The sequence below is a fragment of the Pseudomonas sp. R62 genome (assembly GCF_000257605.1).
Lineage (GTDB): Bacteria > Pseudomonadota > Gammaproteobacteria > Pseudomonadales > Pseudomonadaceae > Aquipseudomonas > Aquipseudomonas atacamensis.
On record NZ_JH635999.1, the window covers coordinates 2,229,026 to 2,244,873 of the forward strand.

A 15,848-nucleotide genomic window follows, 5' to 3' on the forward strand; every position below is an offset into this window, starting at 1 on the left:
AAACAAGCGCAAAGCGGAGGTAAAAACGACTTAAAAAAGAGGCCCGAAGGCCCCTTCTTTGTTGCGGCGCTGTGAACGCTTACGCGTCCGGCGCTGCCTTGGCCGTCGGCTCACTGTTTTCGTAGATATACAGTGGCTTGGACTTGCCTTCGATCACGCTTTCATCGATCACGACTTTGCTCACCTCGGACTGCGAGGGGATCTCATACATCGTGTCGAGCAATACACCTTCGAGAATCGAACGCAGGCCACGGGCACCGGTTTTACGTTCCAGGGCACGCTTGGCGACCGATTTCAGCGCGTCGGAGCGGAATTCCAGATCCACGCCTTCCATCTCGAACAGCTTGGCATACTGTTTGGTCAGAGCATTTTTTGGCTCGGTGAGGATTTGCATCAGCGCAGCCTCGTCGAGCTCGTCCAGTGTCGCCAGGACCGGCAGACGACCGACGAATTCCGGGATCAGACCGAACTTGACCAGATCGTCAGGCTCGACTTCACGCAGGGATTCACCAACCTTCTTGCCCTCTTCCTTGCTGCGCACTTCGGCGTTGAAGCCGATGCCGCCTTTGGTGGAACGGTTCTGAATGACCTTTTCCAGGCCGGAGAACGCACCACCGCAGATGAACAGGATGTTACGGGTGTCGACCTGCAGGAATTCCTGCTGCGGATGCTTGCGGCCACCTTGCGGCGGTACCGAAGCGACCGTGCCTTCGATCAACTTGAGCAAGGCCTGCTGCACGCCTTCACCGGAAACATCACGGGTGATCGACGGGTTGTCGGACTTGCGGGAAATCTTGTCGATTTCGTCGATGTAGACAATGCCCATCTGGGCTTTCTCTACGTCGTAATCGCACTTCTGCAGCAGCTTCTGAATGATGTTCTCGACATCTTCACCCACGTAACCTGCCTCGGTGAGGGTAGTTGCGTCAGCGATGGTGAACGGAACGTTCAGCAAGCGGGCCAGTGTTTCGGCCAGCAGGGTTTTACCGGAGCCTGTCGGGCCGATCAGCAGGATGTTGCTCTTGCCGAGTTCGACGTCGTCAGCCTTTTTGTCACGCTGGTTCAGGCGCTTGTAGTGGTTGTACACCGCTACGGCCAAAACCTTTTTCGCACGCTCCTGACCAATGACGTACTGGTCAAGGATGCCGCTGATTTCTTTAGGCGAAGGCAATTTATGCGCGCTGCTTTCGGCCTGTGCTTCCTGCACCTCCTCGCGGATGATGTCATTGCACAGGTCGACGCACTCGTCGCAGATAAAGACCGAGGGGCCGGCAATCAATTTGCGCACTTCATGCTGGCTTTTGCCACAGAAGGAGCAATAGAGCAGCTTGCCGTTGTCCTCGCCGTTGCGGGTGTCAGTCATTCGTTCGATCCAAATCCGATAGGCTTGCAACACAAGATGAAGGCTATTGCGGGCTTTTTCAAGCCCGCCGCTGATCGGACGTGCCGATCAGGCCTGTTTTGCGCTGCTTATATTAAGCTGGACGCTGGTTGATCACTTCGTCGATCAGGCCGTATTCCTTCGCAGCTTCGGCACTCATGAAGTTGTCGCGATTGGTATCGCGCTCGATTTCTTCCAGAGTACGGCCGCTGTGCTTGGCCATCAGCATGTTCAGACGCTCGCGGATGAAGAGGATTTCCTTGGCGTGGATTTCGATGTCCGACGCCTGGCCCTGGAAACCGCCCAGTGGCTGGTGAATCATCACGCGCGAGTTCGGCAGGCAGAAACGCTTGCCCGGTGCACCTGCGGTGAGCAGGAATGCGCCCATGCTGCAGGCCTGACCGATGCAGGTAGTCGATACGTTCGGCTTGATGAACTGCATGGTGTCGTAGATCGACATGCCTGCAGTTACCGAACCGCCCGGCGAGTTGATGTACAGATGGATGTCCTTGTCCGGGTTTTCCGCTTCAAGGAACAGCAGTTGCGCACAGATCAGGTTGGCCATGTAGTCCTCTACCGGGCCCACCAGAAAGATCACTCGCTCCTTGAGCAGGCGCGAGTAGATGTCGTAGGCGCGTTCGCCACGAGCGGACTGCTCGACAACCATCGGGACCAGGCCGCCGGCGGCCTGGATATCAGAGTTCTGCTGAATATAAGAATTACGGAACATGCTCTGCAGTCGCTCCCAAATAGTTATGTCTTGAATACGCATAAGCCAGCTCGAGAGCTGGCTTATGGTGTGCACTTCTAACGCAAAATCAATCAGTCGGCTGCTGGAGCTTCTACCGGCTTGACTGCTTCTTCGTAGGAGACCGATTTGTCGGTCACACTAGCTTTCTGCAGAACAGTATCCACAACTTGTTCTTCCAGCACAACCGAACGCACTTCGTTCAGTTGCTGCTCGTTCTTGTAGTACCACGACACGACCTGCTCTGGCTCCTGGTAAGCGGAAGCCATTTCCTGAATCATTTCGCGAACGCGAGCTTCGTCAGGCTTGAGGTCGAACTGCTTGACCACTTCAGCAACGATCAGGCCCAGCACGACGCGGCGCTTGGCTTGTTCTTCGAACAGCTCGGCCGGCAGTTGGTCTGGCTTGATGTTGCCGCCGAACTGCTGAACAGCCTGCACGCGCAGACGGTCAACTTCGTTGGACAGCAGAGCCTTTGGCACTTCGATCGGGTTGGTGGCCAGCAGACCGTCCATTACCTGATTCTTGACCTTGGATTTGATCGCCTGACGCAGTTCACGCTCCATGTTCTTGCGAACTTCGGTGCGGAAACCGTCGATGCCGCTTTCCTTGATGCCGAATTGAGCAAAGAACTCTTCGTTCAGCTCAGGCAGCTTAGGCTCGGACACAGTGTTGACGGTCACGGTGAACTCGGCGGTTTTGCCAGCCAGGTCCAGGTTCTGATAGTCCTCAGGGAAGGTCAGGTTCAGAACGCGCTCTTCGCCAGCCTTAGCGCCAACCAGGCCTTCTTCGAAGCCCGGGATCATACGGCCGGAACCCAGTACCAGCTGAGTGCCCTTGGCGGAGCCGCCAGCGAACACTTCGCCGTCAACCTTGCCAACGAAATCGATGTTCAGCTGGTCTTCGTTCTGGGCAGCACGGTCGGCCACTTCGAAACGGGTGTTCTGCTTGCGCAGGATGTCGAGCATCTTGTCCAGGTCAGCGTCAGCCACTTCAGCGCTCAGACGCTCAACGGTGATGCCTTCGAAGCCAGCAACGGTGAACTCAGGGAAGACTTCGAATACAGCAACGTATTCCAGATCCTTGCCCGCTTCGAGCGACTTTGGCTCGATCGAAGGCGAACCGGCAGGGTTGAGCTTCTGCTCGACCACAGCTTCGTAGAAGGAAGACTGGATGACGTCGCCTACCGCTTCCTGACGCGCATCAGCACCGAAACGGCGCTTGATTTCGCTCATTGGCACTTTGCCTGGACGGAAGCCAGCAATTTTGGCCTTTTGGGCAGTCTGCTGCAGACGCTTGTTGACCTGAGTCTCGATGCGCTCTGCCGGCACGGTGACGCTCATGCGGCGCTCGAGAGCAGTAGTATTTTCAACAGAAACTTGCATGGATATTCCTCGTTGCACAGACGTTAGCCGGCCGTTTCCGACCCCAGAATCAAGGGCATGCATTCTAGTGGGTCAAACTCAAGAAGTCACCCTACTGGAAACGGGTAAAAAAACAGCAGGCAATTTATAGGGAGCGCCGCACGAATGCCGTGCACTCCACTGGCGAATACAAGCGATCACGTTAGGGCTCTGCAGCAACGCTTCTATATATAGAAGCAACTATCAAATCCGCCCCGACAGACGTTCCGGCAAAACCGGAACGACGAGCAGTTCAGCGTCATCCGATCCTTTAAAAGCGATGAAGTGCCCTGCCCTGCGCCTCGAAATCGGCCATGGCCGGATTTCGAAACCGCTAAAACAAAAAAGGCGCCAGACTGTTAAATCTGGCGCCTTTCGAAATATGGGGTGGACGATGGGGATCGAACCCACGACAACGGGAGTCACAATCCCGTGCTCTACCAACTGAGCTACGCCCACCATATTGCGTAACAAAAAAGCCAAACAACTTCTTTGTCGAAACTTCATCAGGCCCGAGGCACAGATGAAGCTTTATTTGGTGCGGATGAAGAGACTCGAACTCTTACGCCTCGCGGCGCTGGAACCTAAATCCAGTGTGTCTACCAATTCCACCACATCCGCGGATGAAGCTTTTAAAGCAAAGGCGCCAGACCGTTAAATCTGGCGCCTTTCGAAATATGGGGTGGACGATGGGGATCGAACCCACGACAACGGGAGTCACAATCCCGTGCTCTACCAACTGAGCTACGCCCACCATATCGCGTTACTTGTGCCAAAGCTGCCTAATGGCGCACCCGGCAGGACTCGAACCTGCGACCATCCGCTTAGAAGGCGGATGCTCTATCCAGCTGAGCTACGGGCGCCTTGTTAATCTGTACTCTTAAAGGACTACAAACTAAGTGCTTTCCAGCGTCGCAGAGCCTTGATTCCGCTTCACCTTCTTAACCAGTGCTAGGCTGTGCCCGACAAGTGCGACGAATAGTATAGAGGGCTCCAAAGGTCGTCAAATCCTTTTTGAAAAAAATTCATTTAATTAAAGGAGTTAGAGGAATTTGCTGACCAAGCGCCTTTGCCCTCACCGCTCGACATGCGAGAATGCGTTCTCATTTTTTCCCCTCTCGATGGTTAATCACGCGCAATGACTGCACAACTAATCGACGGCAAATCGATCGCCGCCAGCCTGCGCCAGCAGATCGCCCAACGAGTTGCCGAGCGTCGCCAGCAAGGCCTGCGCACCCCCGGCCTCGCGGTGATCCTGGTCGGCAGCGATCCTGCCTCTCAGGTTTATGTCTCGCACAAGCGTAAAGACTGTGAAGAGGTTGGCTTCCTCTCTCAAGCCTACGACCTGCCCTCCGACACCACTCAGGACGCCCTGACCGATCTGATCGATCGCCTCAACGACGATCCGGCTATCGACGGCGTTCTCCTGCAGTTGCCTCTGCCCGAACATCTCGACGCGTCCAAGCTGCTGGAACGCATCCGCCCGGACAAAGACGTCGACGGCTTCCACCCGTACAACGTCGGTCGCCTGGCCCAGCGCATCCCGCTCCTGCGCCCCTGCACCCCGAAAGGCATCATGACCTTGCTGGAAAGCACTGGTGCTGATCTTTACGGGATGGACGCGGTAGTCGTGGGCGCCTCGAATATCGTCGGTCGCCCGATGGCCATGGAATTGTTGCTGGCCGGCTGCACCGTCACTGTCACTCACCGCTTCACCAAGGACCTGGCCGGTCACGTCGGTCGTGCCGATCTGGTAGTCGTTGCCGCCGGCAAACCGGGCCTGGTCAAAGGCGAGTGGATCAAGGAAGGCGCGATCGTGATCGACGTCGGCATCAACCGCCAGGACGACGGCAAACTGGTCGGTGACGTCGTCTACGAAACCGCCCTGCCCCGCGCTGGCTGGATTACTCCGGTACCGGGCGGCGTCGGCCCGATGACCCGTGCCTGCCTGCTGGAAAATACCCTCTACGCGGCAGAAACCCTGCACGTCTGACCGGTTTTTTCCGCCGCATCAGAACCCCGCCTCGTGCGGGGTTTTTAATGCCTGAGAAAAAACTTCAACCGTTCGCCGGAAACCGCTCTTTTTACAAGCCTTTTCACGAGATTTTCAGGTCTTACAAACAACCATCGACAGTTCTTCAGCCATACTCCTAAAATGCGCCGGTTTTAAGAAATAACCCGTTACAAACTAACGGTATATCCAACCTTTTAGAGTTCGCCCGCGTGAAAATTCGTCTCTCGATTCTGAGCCTGTTGTTTGCTGTTACAGGCACATTCATCACGCCAACGATCAACGCTGCGGAAACCACCGCTGTCCCACGTGACGCTTCGACATTGAAGATCGCGTCCGGCAGCGCCCTGCTCATGGATATGCAGACCAATAAAGTCATCTATTCCAGCAACCCTGACGTGATCGTGCCGATCGCTTCCGTCAGCAAGCTGATGACTGGCCTGGTCGTGGTAGAAGCTCGACAGAACATGGACGAATGGATCGATGTCGACATCAGGAACACTCCGGAAATGAAGGGCGTGTTCTCCCGGGTCAAACTCAAGAGTGAGCTGCCGCGCCGCGAGATGCTGCTGATCGCCTTGATGTCTTCGGAAAACCGCGCCGCCGCCAGCCTCGCCCATCACTATCCGGGCGGCTACGCTGCTTTTATCGCGGCAATGAACGCCAAGGCCAAGGCGCTGGGCATGACCAGCACGCACTTTGTCGAGCCGACCGGCTTGTCGGAGCGCAACGTTTCCACCGCCCGCGACCTGAGCAAACTGCTGGTGGCTGCGCACAAGCAACCGCTTCTGGTGCAACTGACCACCACCAAGGAAAAAACCGTGGCGTTCCGCAAGCCCAACTACACCCTGGGCTTCCGCAATACCGACCACTTGGTCAATAAGGCCGATTGGGACATCAAGATCACCAAGACCGGCTTCACCAACCCGGCCGGCCATTGCCTGGTGCTGGTGACGAAGATGGGCAACCGTCCGGTCGCCCTGGTGATTCTCGATGCGTTTGGCAAATACACGCATTTTGCCGATGCCAGCCGCATCCGCAGCTGGGTGGAAACCGGGCGCAGCGCCAGTGTTCCTGCGGTGGCACAGCAATACAAAGCCGACAAGAACCTCAAGAGCCGTCAGAGCGGCGTGGTTGAGGCGGCCAAGTAAATCCAGCGTTCATGAAAAAGCCCCGAATCTTCGGGGCTTTTTTTCGTCTGCGCATCAGTCGTTGGGCAGCGGCATCTTGTCGTCATCGGGGATGCCATCGCCCGAGCTCGGCTCTGGCGAAACCTCCGGCGTCAGCACATTGGGCCGGGCCAGCGGGTCACGCATCGGGCTGTCCGGGTCCAGCACCGGATCAACCTCAGGCTCCGGCGTGGTCGGCACGCTGTCAGGTTTGTGGTCATCGAAGCTTGAATCGGTACTCATACGCACCTCACATCAAGGTTTCAGATCGGCAAACGGATCATAGGGCTTGGCCGGTTTCTTCGGATCTTCACCGGGCTCGACATCCAGCGGCGCTTTAGCCGGACCGACCGGATCGACTTGCGGATCGTCAAGGTCCGGCGAATCCGGATCGAATCCCAGATCATCACCCGAGGAATGTTCGGACGAGTGCGGGCCTTTCGGGTTTGGGGAATCTGCCATGTTGCCTCCTTGATTCACCCGCGAAGCACGGGCATTAATCTTCAGAGGCTGGCCGGGCGCAGTCGTGCCCGGCAGATGACGAACGGAGGTTTATTGCGCTGCCAGAGCCTTTCGCGCCTGCGCCGCAGCGTTTTCTTCACCGGCCTGGGCCAGTTCATCGGCGGCTTTCAGCCAACGGGAGCGGTCGACGGCTGCCGGGATCTGCGACGGTTTCTGAATCAGGATCGCCCAGCCACCGGCCTTTTCGAGCGCTGCTTGAAAGCTGCCGAAATCCATCAACTGCCGACGGTTCATGCCGGCGCGCAGCAGGACCTTCTGTTTATTGCGATCGTAGCCGGACAGGATCGCGTAACGCGGCTCGGCCCAGAATGCCGAACCTTCACTGAAACGCACCATGACCGGGTAGCCCGCTGCGACCTGGGTCAGCAAGGCCGGCAGCTTGCTGTCGAGCGGATAAACCACCAGACCGTACTCGCGGGCGAGGTTCTGCATGTTCTGCTGCAGCTTGTCCTCAGCGCCCGGCAAGTGCAGCGGTTTTTCCAGAAGTCCCGGGGTGATGACGATGCCTTGTTGCGACAGCAGACTGGCCAGCACCTGTGGCCCACTCTGGTTGGCTTCGCCACGATAGAAGGTGCCACTGAGCTCAACCCGCTCCGGCAAGCGTTTGACTTCTGGCGCTACGCTGCCCGCACATCCGCTCAGCAACACCGCGCAAGCGCCGGCAAGCAACGCTCCGCGCACTCGAGAAAATACCTGCACCATCAATCACTCTCTTCCAGACGCCGGTCATCGTGTTCCGGCAACGCCAGCGATCATAGAGCCGCACCAGCCTGCGGTATAGCCTTAAACCGCAGAGCGGGCGATTGCATAGAGCAAACTGATTGGTCACTAACGACCTTTGGTCAATAGCTTGAAACACCCCATTGACTAGACTGTCACTGAAATAGAGCGAATTGCGAAAAGCGGGCGCCCGATGCAGGGCGAAGAGGAGGCACCAATGAGCCTGACCATGACCATCGTGATGTTGATAGCCGGCTGGCTGGCCGTGGCGACTGCCATGTTGTGGGGCGTGCTGCGGATTTCGCGGCGCCATCATCATCCGGTGCAGACGATGCCGGTTGAGAAGACAGAGAAGCATCCAGTGCGACACGCTGCTGCGCATTGAAGACCAACAAGGTCCTTCCCTCATGAGAGCGCTCAGCAGCAGCGCGCTCTCGATAACTCAGCAAAAGGTGAATAAAAAAACCGCCTGAGCTCAACCAGCCCAGGCGGTTTTTTGTGTTCTCAGCAATTACGCCTGCTGAGCAACCTTCTTCTGCTTCGCCCGGCGCGACAGCATGTTCAACACCTCAATGCCCGCCGAGAACGCCATGGCCGCGTACACATAGCCTTTCGGTACGTGGGCGCCGAAGCCTTCGGCGATCAGCGTCATGCCGATCATGATCAGGAAGCCCAGCGCCAGCATGACCACCGTAGGGTTATCGTTGATGAACTTGGCCAGCGGATCAGCCGCGAGCAGCATCACCAGCACCGACACCACCACCGCGATGATCATGATCGGCAAGTGTTCGGTCATGCCGACGGCGGTAATGATGCTGTCGATCGAGAACACCATGTCGAGCATCAGGATCTGACCGATAGCTGCGGCAAAACCAAGCGTTACGGTCGAAGTCGCTGTTTTCGGGTCTTCCGGCGACGGGTCCATGCTGTGATGGATCTCGGTCGTGGCTTTCCACACCAGGAACAGGCCACCGGCGATCAGGATCATGTCCTTCCAGGAGAACGCCTGGCCAAGGATTTCGATCACAGGCTCGGTCAACTGCACGATGAATGCGATGGTGCTCAACAACGCCAGACGCAGAATCAGGGCCATGCCGATACCGATACGGCGCGCCTTCTGCCGATGCTGTTCGGGCAGTTTGTTGGTCAGGATCGAAATAAAGATCAGGTTATCGATGCCAAGCACGATTTCCATTACCACCAGTGTGGCCAAAGCAACCCAAGCGGTGGGGCTGGCGGCGAGTTCTAACAGATATTCCATGGGTCAGTCCTGACTCTGTGTAAGACGGTTTAGATGGTCTTGGAGGAAGATTCGGATTCTTCCGTTTGTTTTTCCGGAGTTTCTTTTTTCTCGATCAAACCACCGGTGGCATCACTGAGCGCTTGCTCAGCGGCTTTATGGGTGTCGTCAATCGCTTGCTTGGCAGTTTCAGCCGCCGCGCCCATCAGTTGCTGGGCGCTTTTTTCCGCCTGATCACAACCGGCCAGAACCAGTAAAGACGCAAACATCACTGCGGGAAATGTGTATTTCATAAGGTTTCCTTCGAATGAACAGACAGGCGCACACACCGGCCGTCGATGGCTGGGCATTCTAGGGAGATGAACACTTCAGGAAAATTCGTATTTTTAGCGGCTATACTTCGGTTTTCACGAAGTGGCCATCACTATGCTCAATTACCGACAACTGCATTACTTCTGGGTCGTAGCCAAAACCGGCAGCATCGTCCGCGCCTGCGAGCAACTGAACCTGACGCCACAGACTATCAGCGGACAGATTTCACTGCTTGAACAAACCTATGGCGTGGAGTTGTTTCGCCGGGTTGGCCGCCAGTTGGAGCTCACCGAAGCCGGGCGCCAGGCCCTGCCCTACGCCGAGCAGATGTTTCAGTTGGGCGGCGAGCTGGAGCTGATGCTGCGTGCGCAGCCCAACGAGCAGCAGATCCTCTTTCGCGTCGGCGTGGCCGACGTGGTGCCCAAATCGATTGTTTATCGCCTGATCGCGCCGACCATGGAATTGAGCGAGCCGCTGCGCATCACCTGCCGCGAAGACAAACTCGAGCGCTTGCTCGCCGATCTGGCCATTCAGCGTCTGGATCTGGTGATTTCCGACAGTCCGATGCCTTCGCATCTGGACATCAAAGGCTACAGCCAGAAGCTCGGTGAATGCGGGATCAGTTTTTTCGCCACCGCCGAACTCGCCGCGCAGTATGGCCAGGATTTCCCGCGCAGCCTGCACGGCGCACCGCTGCTGATTCCCGGCGCGGAAACCGTAGTGCGCAGCCGTTTGCAGCGCTGGTTCGCCGAACAGCAGATCCAGCCGCAGATTGTCGGCGAATTCGATGACAGTGCTTTGATGCAGGCCTTCGGCCAATCCGGCAGCGGGATCTTTATCGGTCCGAGCGTGATTGCCGAGGAAGTGAAGCGCCAGTACGGCGTCGAGTTGATCGGCCAGACCGACGCCGTGAGCGAGTCGTTCTATGCCATTTCGGTGGAACGCAAGGTCAAGCACCCTGGCATCGTAGCGATTACCGAGGGTGCCCGACGCGAGCTGTTTACCGGGTTATGAAGCGCAGACTTCACGCGGCTTCAGCGTCATCAGCACCATGGCGAGGAACACCGACAGCAAAATGAAGCCGGCAGCGGCAAAGCCCAGGAAGCCCAGCCCGGCAGTGTCGATCACCCGGCCGCCGACCATCGCGCCCAGACCAATGCCGAGATTGGCCCCGGCGATGTTCAGCGACGCGGCGAAGGCCGGCGCTTCCGGTGCGGCTTTCATCAGGCGCACATGGCTGACCAGGAACAATGCGGCCTGGGTTACGCCCCAGATGCCCATCGCCACCGCCAGACCCACTGGCGAATGAATGTTCGGCACCAGCGAAACCATGCCGGCGATCATGAACGCACAGAACAACACCGACGCCCCCAGCGGATGCCGATCCACCGCTCGCCCACCGAGCGAGTTGCCGACCAGCCCGACTGCGCCAAACGCCATCAGGCACCAACCGACCACGGTGCCGTTGAAACCGGCAAGTCGTTCGAGGATGTCCGCAAGGTAGGTATAAGCGGTGAACATGCCGCTGAACACCAGAATCGACAACAAGATATGGCCGAGCATCAGCGGGCTGCGTAGGATCTTGAACTGCGAACGGAAGCTGACCTGATGCTGGTGCAGACTGGTTTTCGGCAGGTAGACAAACAGCAGCAAGGCTTTGGCAAACGCGATCAACGCCAGAATGCCGAATGCGCTGCGCCAGCCGAACGCGTCGGAAATCAGCGTGCCGACCGGAATGCCGAACACCGTGGCGCAGACGATGCCGAAGCCGATCTTGGCGATGGCGCGGCCGGCGAAATCCGGGCCGACGATGTCGACGGCGGTTTCACTGGCCAGTGCCCAGAACACTGGCAAACCCAACGCCGGAATCAACCGTGCGATGGCCATCACCCAGATATTCGGCGCCAACGCTGCAACGGTATTGGCCAGACCGAACATGATCAGAATGCTGATGAACAGTTTGCGCCGTTCGAAACGGGCGAAATACGCGGTCAGGAACGGGCCGAACAGCGCCACGGTAAAGGCGAACAAGGTCACCAGCAGCCCGGCTTGCGGGATGCTGACTTCGAGGTCTCGGGCGATCGCCGGCAGCAGGCCGACAATGACGAATTCCGTGGTCAGCACCGTGAACCCGGCGGCGGACAACAGAAGAATAGGCAACAGCATGCGCAACTCCAGCAAAACGACGACACCAGCGATGACCCGGAGGCCCGCTGGCAGAACTTGAAAATGAGGATGGCGAAGCTTAACAGACTGTGTCGGCACTGAGTTGCCCAAAACTGCCGATCTGCCGGGCCGATCCGGTGGCAGATCGTCACAGGCCTGAAGGTTCACGCCTACGCTGTGATAAAGTCCGCGCCCTGAAAATCGTACAGCTGTTCAACGTGCCGTTTGGCGGCGTTGATGTCACTTCGACAGGCGTTTCGTGACTGCCCACGACGCTTCGCACCCTATAAAAAACAGAGATGCCGCTATGACCGCTTCATCCCCTTCGTTACTGCAACGCCTGAAACGCCTGAGTCTTGTGACCCAGATAGTCATTGGTCTGATAGCCGGCATTGCCCTGGCCCTGATTGCACCGGAGCTGGCGAAGTCCACCGCGTTCATCGGCAAGGTGTTTGTCTCGGCGTTGAAAGCCGTGGCGCCGATTCTGGTGTTCGTGCTGGTGATGGCCTCGATCGCCAACCACAAGCACGGTCAGGAAACCCACATCCGCCCGATCCTGTTCCTCTACCTGCTGGGTACATTCAGCGCTGCGGTGGTGGCCGTGGTCGCCAGCATGGCCTTCCCGTCGAATCTGGTGTTATCGACCGAGAATGTTGCCGTGACTGCGCCCGGCGGCATCGGCGAAGTGCTGCAAAGCCTGTTGCTGAGCGTCGTCGACAACCCGGTCAGCGCGCTGATGAATGCCAACTTCATCGGCATTCTGGCCTGGGCGATCGGCATGGGCATTGCCATCCGCCACGCTGGCGACACCACTCGCGAGGTACTGGGTGACTTGTCCAATGGCGTCACCGTGATCGTCCGCGTGGTCATTCGCTTCGCGCCGCTGGGCATTTTCGGCCTGGTCGCGTCGACACTGGCCACCTCCGGTTTCGGCGCGCTGATCGGCTACGCGCACCTGCTGGCGGTGCTGCTGGGCTGCATGCTGTTCGTCGCGCTGGTGATGAACCCGCTGATCGTGTTCTGGAAGCTGCGCCGCAATCCGTACCCGTTGACCCTGATGTGCCTGCGCGAAAGCGGCATCACCGCGTTCTTCACCCGCAGCTCGGCGGCGAACATTCCGGTCAACCTGGAATTGAGCAAGCGCCTGGGCCTGCACGAAGACACCTACTCGGTATCGATCCCGCTCGGCGCGACCATCAACATGGCCGGTGCGGCGATCACCATTACCGTGCTGACCCTGGCGGCGGTGCACACCTTGGGCATCGCCGTGGACATCCCGACCGCGATCCTGCTCAGCGTCGTCGCCGCGATTTGCGCCTGTGGTGCTTCGGGTGTGGCTGGTGGGTCGCTGCTGCTGATTCCGCTGGCGTGCAGCCTGTTCGGCATCCCGAGCGAGATCGCCATGCAGGTCGTGGCGGTGGGCTTCATTATTGGCGTGCTGCAGGATTCGGCGGAGACCGCGCTGAACTCGTCGACTGACGTGCTGTTTACCGCGGCGGCTTGCCTGGGCGAAGAAGAGAAGGCTCAGCGTACGGCGTAACCGCCTTACCTTGTGGGAGCGAGCCTGCTCGCGAAAGGGGCGAGACATTCAGCATTAATAGCGCCTGATACGCCGCATTCGCGAGCAGGCTCGCTCCCACAGAAAAACAAAAGCCCGCCAAGGCGCGAACCTTGGCGGGCTTTTTCGTATCCGGGCGTTTAGAACGCGCCCATGTAATCGCGCTTGCCCACTTCCACGCCGTTATGACGCAGCAACGCATAAGTGGTGGTGACGTGAAAGAAGAACTGCGGCAAGCCGTAAGTCAGCAGATACGCCTGACCACTGAAGCGCTTCTCTTTCGGCGTGCCCGGACGGGTCACGATTTCGATGCCTTCCTTGCCATCGATCTGCTCTGGCTTGATCTCGCCAATGAAGGCCAGGACCTTGGCGATCAACGCTTGCAGCTCGGCGAAGGTGGTTTCAGTGTCGTCGTACTTCGGCAGTTCGACTTCAGCCAGACGCGCCGACACGCCTTTGGCGAAATCCACGGCGATCTGCACCTGACGCACCAGCGGGAACATGTCCGGGTACAGACGCGCTTGCAGGAAGACGCTCTGGTCGATGTTTTTCGCGCTGGCGTGGGCTTCGGCCTTTTTCAGCACATCGCTCAGGGCGTTGAGCATTTGTTGAAAAACCGGGACGGATGCGGCGTACAGTGAAATGGTCATGGCAATCTCATGTGATGGCTGGGTAATACGTGGTGGCGATTATAGCCATGCTTGATGAGCACACGGCTTGCCTTTTGTTTGGCAAGGATTAGGCTAGGCGGCTTCGACTGCAGAGGGAACGCGCGATGAGCAACGAACAAGAATCCACCTCCGACCAGCCTCGGCTCAATGCCACGGAAATCCGCATTCTCGGTGCGCTGATCGAAAAACAGGCCACCAGCCCGGAAACCTATCCGCTGACCCTCAACGCGCTGGTGCTGGCCTGCAATCAGAAAACCAGCCGCGAACCGGTAATGAACCTCAATCAGGGCCAGGTCGGCCAGAGCCTGCGGGCGCTGGAGGGGCGTGGCTTCACCCGGCTGGTGATGGGCAGCCGTGCCGACCGCTGGGAGCACAAGGTCGACAAGGCGCTGGAACTGGTGCCGGCACAGGTGATTCTGACGGGTTTGATGTTTCTGCGCGGTCCGCAGACCGTCAACGAACTGCTGACCCGCAGCGGACGCATGCACGAGTTCGAGGACGCCGAGCAGGTGGTTCATCAGCTTGAACGGCTGATCGCACGCGGTCTGGCGGTATTGATTCCGCGTCAGGCCGGGCAGCGTGAGGATCGCTACACCCATGCCTTGGGCGATCCGGCAGATATCGAAGCGATCCTGGCGGCGCGGCAGAATCCTGGGGAGCGATCGGGCGGTGGCGTTTCCCTGGAGCGTATCGAGGAACTGGAAGCGCGGATCGCAGCGCTGGAAGAACGCCTGGCCCGCCTCGAATAACCACCGCAAAGCCAGAGTGGGAGCGAGCCTGCTCGCGAAAGCGTAGCGTCAGTCACCACGATCTCGGATGACCCGCCGCCTTCGCGAGCAGGCTCGCTCCCACAGGGGACATCTGCGAATTTCAGATTTTATTCCCCATCCCAGTAATCCACCCCATCCACCTGCCGCGCGACAGCGACAAAGCCCGAGGCCTTGCCCTCGGCATCCACCGTGAAATTATCCATCACCGCATACTTGTTCGAATCCGGATACTCGCAGATCTCCGGCTGCTGCTGAGTGCTCACCGCCAGATAACGCAGTTCGCCCGCGCTGGTATTGATGATCTGATGTGCCTTCTCCGGTCCGCCCGGTGGGCAGGCGATCACATCACCGGCGCGGATCGGAAAACGCTCCCCTCCCAAGCGCACCTCGCCCTCCCCGGCCACCACGTAGAACATCTCCTCATTGACCCGATGGCTGTGGAATGGACTGCCGCGCATGCCAGCTGGCAGTGCATACAGGCGATAACCGAGTTTCTGCGCACCGAGTTGCTGGCCGATCCGCGCGAAACGCTGCTGATAACGCGCGGCGGTTTCGCCTTCAGGGGCCAGGGCTTCGGGAAGGGCTTCGAGTTCGACCTCGTTGAGGTTGAGGATGGGCGGATGCATGGGCGGCCTCGGTTATGGTTTTCGTGGTGGGCACATCTGTGCGTGCTGGCGAGGATTATAGATAGTGATCCAGAACCGCAGCGCGGCCTTCGCGAGCAGGCTCGCTCCCACCTTCAATCGCATTCCAGCGCAATCTGTGGGAGCGAGCCTGCTCGCGAAGCGGCCAGACCCGCCGCCACAAAACTCAATCAGCTACGCGCAAAATCCACCGCCGCCGCAAACTGAGCCTCATTCGGCCGCACCCCGGTGTACAGGACAAATTGCTCCAGCGCCTGAATCGCAATCACCTCAAGCCCGGTGATCACGCGCTTGCCCTCGGCCCGCGCCTGCACGATCAGCGGCGTCTCCGAAGGAATCGCCACCACGTCGAATACAGTCTCAGCCGCCTTGATCACTTCAGGCTCGAACGCCAGTTGCCCCGCCTCCGGCCCGCCGTCCATGCCTACCGGGGTGACATTGATCAGCATCTGCGGGCGCTCGTCACCCAGCTCGGCCTGCCAGCGATAACCCAGCGAATCCGCCAGGGCGCGGCCGGCGCGCTCGTTACGGGC

17 protein-coding genes, 4 tRNA genes and 1 pseudogene are annotated in these 15,848 nt (G+C 58.5%); 6 read left to right on the top strand and 16 right to left on the bottom strand.

Going from position 1 to position 15,848, the window contains the following annotated elements:
* Nucleotides 1-79: 79 nt before the first annotated feature.
* From clpX to OQK_RS27810, 7 genes are all read right to left on the bottom strand, one after another.
* The gene (gene clpX / locus OQK_RS27780) at nucleotides 80-1,363 is read right to left on the bottom strand and encodes an ATP-dependent Clp protease ATP-binding subunit ClpX (protein ID WP_016775335.1); all 1,284 of its coding nucleotides are present in this window, start codon (nucleotides 1,361-1,363) and stop codon (nucleotides 80-82) included.
* Nucleotides 1,364-1,475: 112 nt separating this feature from the next.
* Nucleotides 1,476-2,111 carry an ATP-dependent Clp endopeptidase proteolytic subunit ClpP gene (gene clpP, locus OQK_RS27785; protein ID WP_016775336.1) on the bottom strand — a complete coding sequence of 212 codons (636 nt, stop codon included), beginning with the start codon at nucleotides 2,109-2,111 and terminating at the stop codon, nucleotides 1,476-1,478.
* Nucleotides 2,112-2,203: 92 nt separating this feature from the next.
* Complete coding sequence (tig, locus tag OQK_RS27790; RefSeq protein WP_016775337.1) at nucleotides 2,204-3,514, bottom strand: trigger factor; 1,311 nt, start codon at nucleotides 3,512-3,514, stop codon at nucleotides 2,204-2,206.
* Between the two features lie 401 nt (nucleotides 3,515-3,915).
* Nucleotides 3,916-3,991: transfer RNA gene (locus OQK_RS27795), tRNA-His, on the bottom strand.
* Nucleotides 3,992-4,068: 77 nt separating this feature from the next.
* Nucleotides 4,069-4,153: transfer RNA gene (locus OQK_RS27800), tRNA-Leu, on the bottom strand.
* Between the two features lie 57 nt (nucleotides 4,154-4,210).
* Nucleotides 4,211-4,286: transfer RNA gene (locus OQK_RS27805), tRNA-His, on the bottom strand.
* 32 nt (nucleotides 4,287-4,318) lie between these two features.
* A tRNA-Arg gene (locus OQK_RS27810) sits at nucleotides 4,319-4,395 on the bottom strand.
* Between the two features lie 275 nt (nucleotides 4,396-4,670).
* Between OQK_RS27810 and folD the strand changes: the two genes are divergently transcribed.
* Nucleotides 4,671-5,525 (top strand): bifunctional methylenetetrahydrofolate dehydrogenase/methenyltetrahydrofolate cyclohydrolase FolD, encoded by an 855-nt coding sequence (gene folD, locus OQK_RS27815; RefSeq protein WP_016775338.1) that lies wholly within the window; start codon nucleotides 4,671-4,673, stop codon nucleotides 5,523-5,525.
* Nucleotides 5,526-5,755: 230 nt separating this feature from the next.
* Nucleotides 5,756-6,694, top strand: coding sequence for a D-alanyl-D-alanine endopeptidase (pbpG, locus tag OQK_RS27820; protein ID WP_016775339.1), 939 nt, complete (start codon nucleotides 5,756-5,758; stop codon nucleotides 6,692-6,694).
* A 54-nt stretch (nucleotides 6,695-6,748) separates the two neighbouring features.
* Here pbpG and OQK_RS27825 read toward each other — a convergent pair whose 3' ends face one another.
* From OQK_RS27825 to OQK_RS27835, 3 genes are all read right to left on the bottom strand, one after another.
* Entirely contained in the window at nucleotides 6,749-6,955 is a 207-nt protein-coding gene (locus OQK_RS27825; protein ID WP_016775340.1) for a hypothetical protein, read from the bottom strand.
* 12 nt (nucleotides 6,956-6,967) lie between these two features.
* Nucleotides 6,968-7,174, bottom strand: a complete 207-nt coding sequence (locus OQK_RS27830; protein WP_038861880.1) for a DUF6021 family protein — start codon at nucleotides 7,172-7,174, stop codon at nucleotides 6,968-6,970.
* A 90-nt stretch (nucleotides 7,175-7,264) separates the two neighbouring features.
* The gene (locus OQK_RS27835) at nucleotides 7,265-7,936 is read right to left on the bottom strand and encodes a hypothetical protein (RefSeq protein ID WP_016775341.1); all 672 of its coding nucleotides are present in this window, start codon (nucleotides 7,934-7,936) and stop codon (nucleotides 7,265-7,267) included.
* Between the two features lie 235 nt (nucleotides 7,937-8,171).
* Between OQK_RS27835 and OQK_RS30870 the strand changes: the two genes are divergently transcribed.
* Complete coding sequence (locus OQK_RS30870; RefSeq protein WP_016775342.1) at nucleotides 8,172-8,339, top strand: hypothetical protein; 168 nt, start codon at nucleotides 8,172-8,174, stop codon at nucleotides 8,337-8,339.
* A 126-nt stretch (nucleotides 8,340-8,465) separates the two neighbouring features.
* On the opposite strand, the gene OQK_RS27840 is transcribed toward OQK_RS30870, so the two are convergent.
* The gene (locus OQK_RS27840) at nucleotides 8,466-9,215 is read right to left on the bottom strand and encodes a TerC family protein (RefSeq protein ID WP_016775343.1); all 750 of its coding nucleotides are present in this window, start codon (nucleotides 9,213-9,215) and stop codon (nucleotides 8,466-8,468) included.
* A 29-nt stretch (nucleotides 9,216-9,244) separates the two neighbouring features.
* The gene (locus tag OQK_RS27845) at nucleotides 9,245-9,487 is read right to left on the bottom strand and encodes a hypothetical protein (protein WP_016775344.1); all 243 of its coding nucleotides are present in this window, start codon (nucleotides 9,485-9,487) and stop codon (nucleotides 9,245-9,247) included.
* Nucleotides 9,488-9,620: 133 nt separating this feature from the next.
* Between OQK_RS27845 and nhaR the strand changes: the two genes are divergently transcribed.
* Nucleotides 9,621-10,520 (top strand): transcriptional activator NhaR, encoded by a 900-nt coding sequence (gene nhaR / locus OQK_RS27850; RefSeq protein WP_016775345.1) that lies wholly within the window; start codon nucleotides 9,621-9,623, stop codon nucleotides 10,518-10,520.
* On the opposite strand, the gene OQK_RS27855 is transcribed toward nhaR, so the two are convergent.
* Entirely contained in the window at nucleotides 10,515-11,672 is a 1,158-nt protein-coding gene (locus tag OQK_RS27855) for an MFS transporter (protein WP_016775346.1), read from the bottom strand. The two genes, nhaR and OQK_RS27855, sit on opposite strands and share 6 nt — an antisense overlap.
* 307 nt (nucleotides 11,673-11,979) lie before the next feature.
* Between OQK_RS27855 and sstT the strand changes: the two genes are divergently transcribed.
* Nucleotides 11,980-13,212: a serine/threonine transporter SstT gene (gene sstT / locus OQK_RS27860; protein WP_016775347.1), complete on the top strand. Its 1,233-nt coding sequence runs from the start codon at nucleotides 11,980-11,982 to the stop codon at nucleotides 13,210-13,212.
* A 158-nt stretch (nucleotides 13,213-13,370) separates the two neighbouring features.
* Here sstT and OQK_RS27865 read toward each other — a convergent pair whose 3' ends face one another.
* Nucleotides 13,371-13,880, bottom strand: a complete 510-nt coding sequence (locus tag OQK_RS27865) for a DUF1993 domain-containing protein (protein WP_016775348.1) — start codon at nucleotides 13,878-13,880, stop codon at nucleotides 13,371-13,373.
* Nucleotides 13,881-14,005: 125 nt separating this feature from the next.
* Between OQK_RS27865 and OQK_RS27870 the strand changes: the two genes are divergently transcribed.
* The gene (locus tag OQK_RS27870; RefSeq protein WP_016775349.1) at nucleotides 14,006-14,650 is read left to right on the top strand and encodes a YceH family protein; all 645 of its coding nucleotides are present in this window, start codon (nucleotides 14,006-14,008) and stop codon (nucleotides 14,648-14,650) included.
* Between the two features lie 128 nt (nucleotides 14,651-14,778).
* Here OQK_RS27870 and OQK_RS27875 read toward each other — a convergent pair whose 3' ends face one another.
* Nucleotides 14,779-15,297 (bottom strand): cupin domain-containing protein, encoded by a 519-nt coding sequence (locus OQK_RS27875; protein WP_016775350.1) that lies wholly within the window; start codon nucleotides 15,295-15,297, stop codon nucleotides 14,779-14,781.
* Nucleotides 15,298-15,485: 188 nt separating this feature from the next.
* Nucleotides 15,486-15,848, bottom strand: a pseudogene (locus OQK_RS30695) (shikimate 5-dehydrogenase); the annotation flags it as partial.

Bases quoted from the DNA above. Each gene is read 5' to 3' on its own strand.
- clpX (WP_016775335.1), bottom strand. From the start codon at position 1,363: ATGACTGACACCCGCAACGGCGAGGACAACGGCAAGCTGCTCTATTGC.
- clpP (WP_016775336.1), bottom strand. From the start codon at position 2,111: ATGTTCCGTAATTCTTATATTCAGCAGAACTCTGATATCCAGGCCGCC.
- tig (WP_016775337.1), bottom strand. From the start codon at position 3,514: ATGCAAGTTTCTGTTGAAAATACTACTGCTCTCGAGCGCCGCATGAGC.
- folD (WP_016775338.1), top strand. From the start codon at position 4,671: ATGACTGCACAACTAATCGACGGCAAATCGATCGCCGCCAGCCTGCGC.
- OQK_RS27825 (WP_016775340.1), bottom strand. From the start codon at position 6,955: ATGAGTACCGATTCAAGCTTCGATGACCACAAACCTGACAGCGTGCCG.
- OQK_RS27830 (WP_038861880.1), bottom strand. From the start codon at position 7,174: ATGGCAGATTCCCCAAACCCGAAAGGCCCGCACTCGTCCGAACATTCC.
- OQK_RS27835 (WP_016775341.1), bottom strand. From the start codon at position 7,936: ATGGTGCAGGTATTTTCTCGAGTGCGCGGAGCGTTGCTTGCCGGCGCT.
- OQK_RS30870 (WP_016775342.1), top strand. From the start codon at position 8,172: ATGAGCCTGACCATGACCATCGTGATGTTGATAGCCGGCTGGCTGGCC.
- OQK_RS27840 (WP_016775343.1), bottom strand. From the start codon at position 9,215: ATGGAATATCTGTTAGAACTCGCCGCCAGCCCCACCGCTTGGGTTGCT.
- OQK_RS27845 (WP_016775344.1), bottom strand. From the start codon at position 9,487: ATGAAATACACATTTCCCGCAGTGATGTTTGCGTCTTTACTGGTTCTG.
- nhaR (WP_016775345.1), top strand. From the start codon at position 9,621: ATGCTCAATTACCGACAACTGCATTACTTCTGGGTCGTAGCCAAAACC.
- OQK_RS27855 (WP_016775346.1), bottom strand. From the start codon at position 11,672: ATGCTGTTGCCTATTCTTCTGTTGTCCGCCGCCGGGTTCACGGTGCTG.
- sstT (WP_016775347.1), top strand. From the start codon at position 11,980: ATGACCGCTTCATCCCCTTCGTTACTGCAACGCCTGAAACGCCTGAGT.
- OQK_RS27865 (WP_016775348.1), bottom strand. From the start codon at position 13,880: ATGACCATTTCACTGTACGCCGCATCCGTCCCGGTTTTTCAACAAATG.
- OQK_RS27870 (WP_016775349.1), top strand. From the start codon at position 14,006: ATGAGCAACGAACAAGAATCCACCTCCGACCAGCCTCGGCTCAATGCC.
- OQK_RS27875 (WP_016775350.1), bottom strand. From the start codon at position 15,297: ATGCATCCGCCCATCCTCAACCTCAACGAGGTCGAACTCGAAGCCCTT.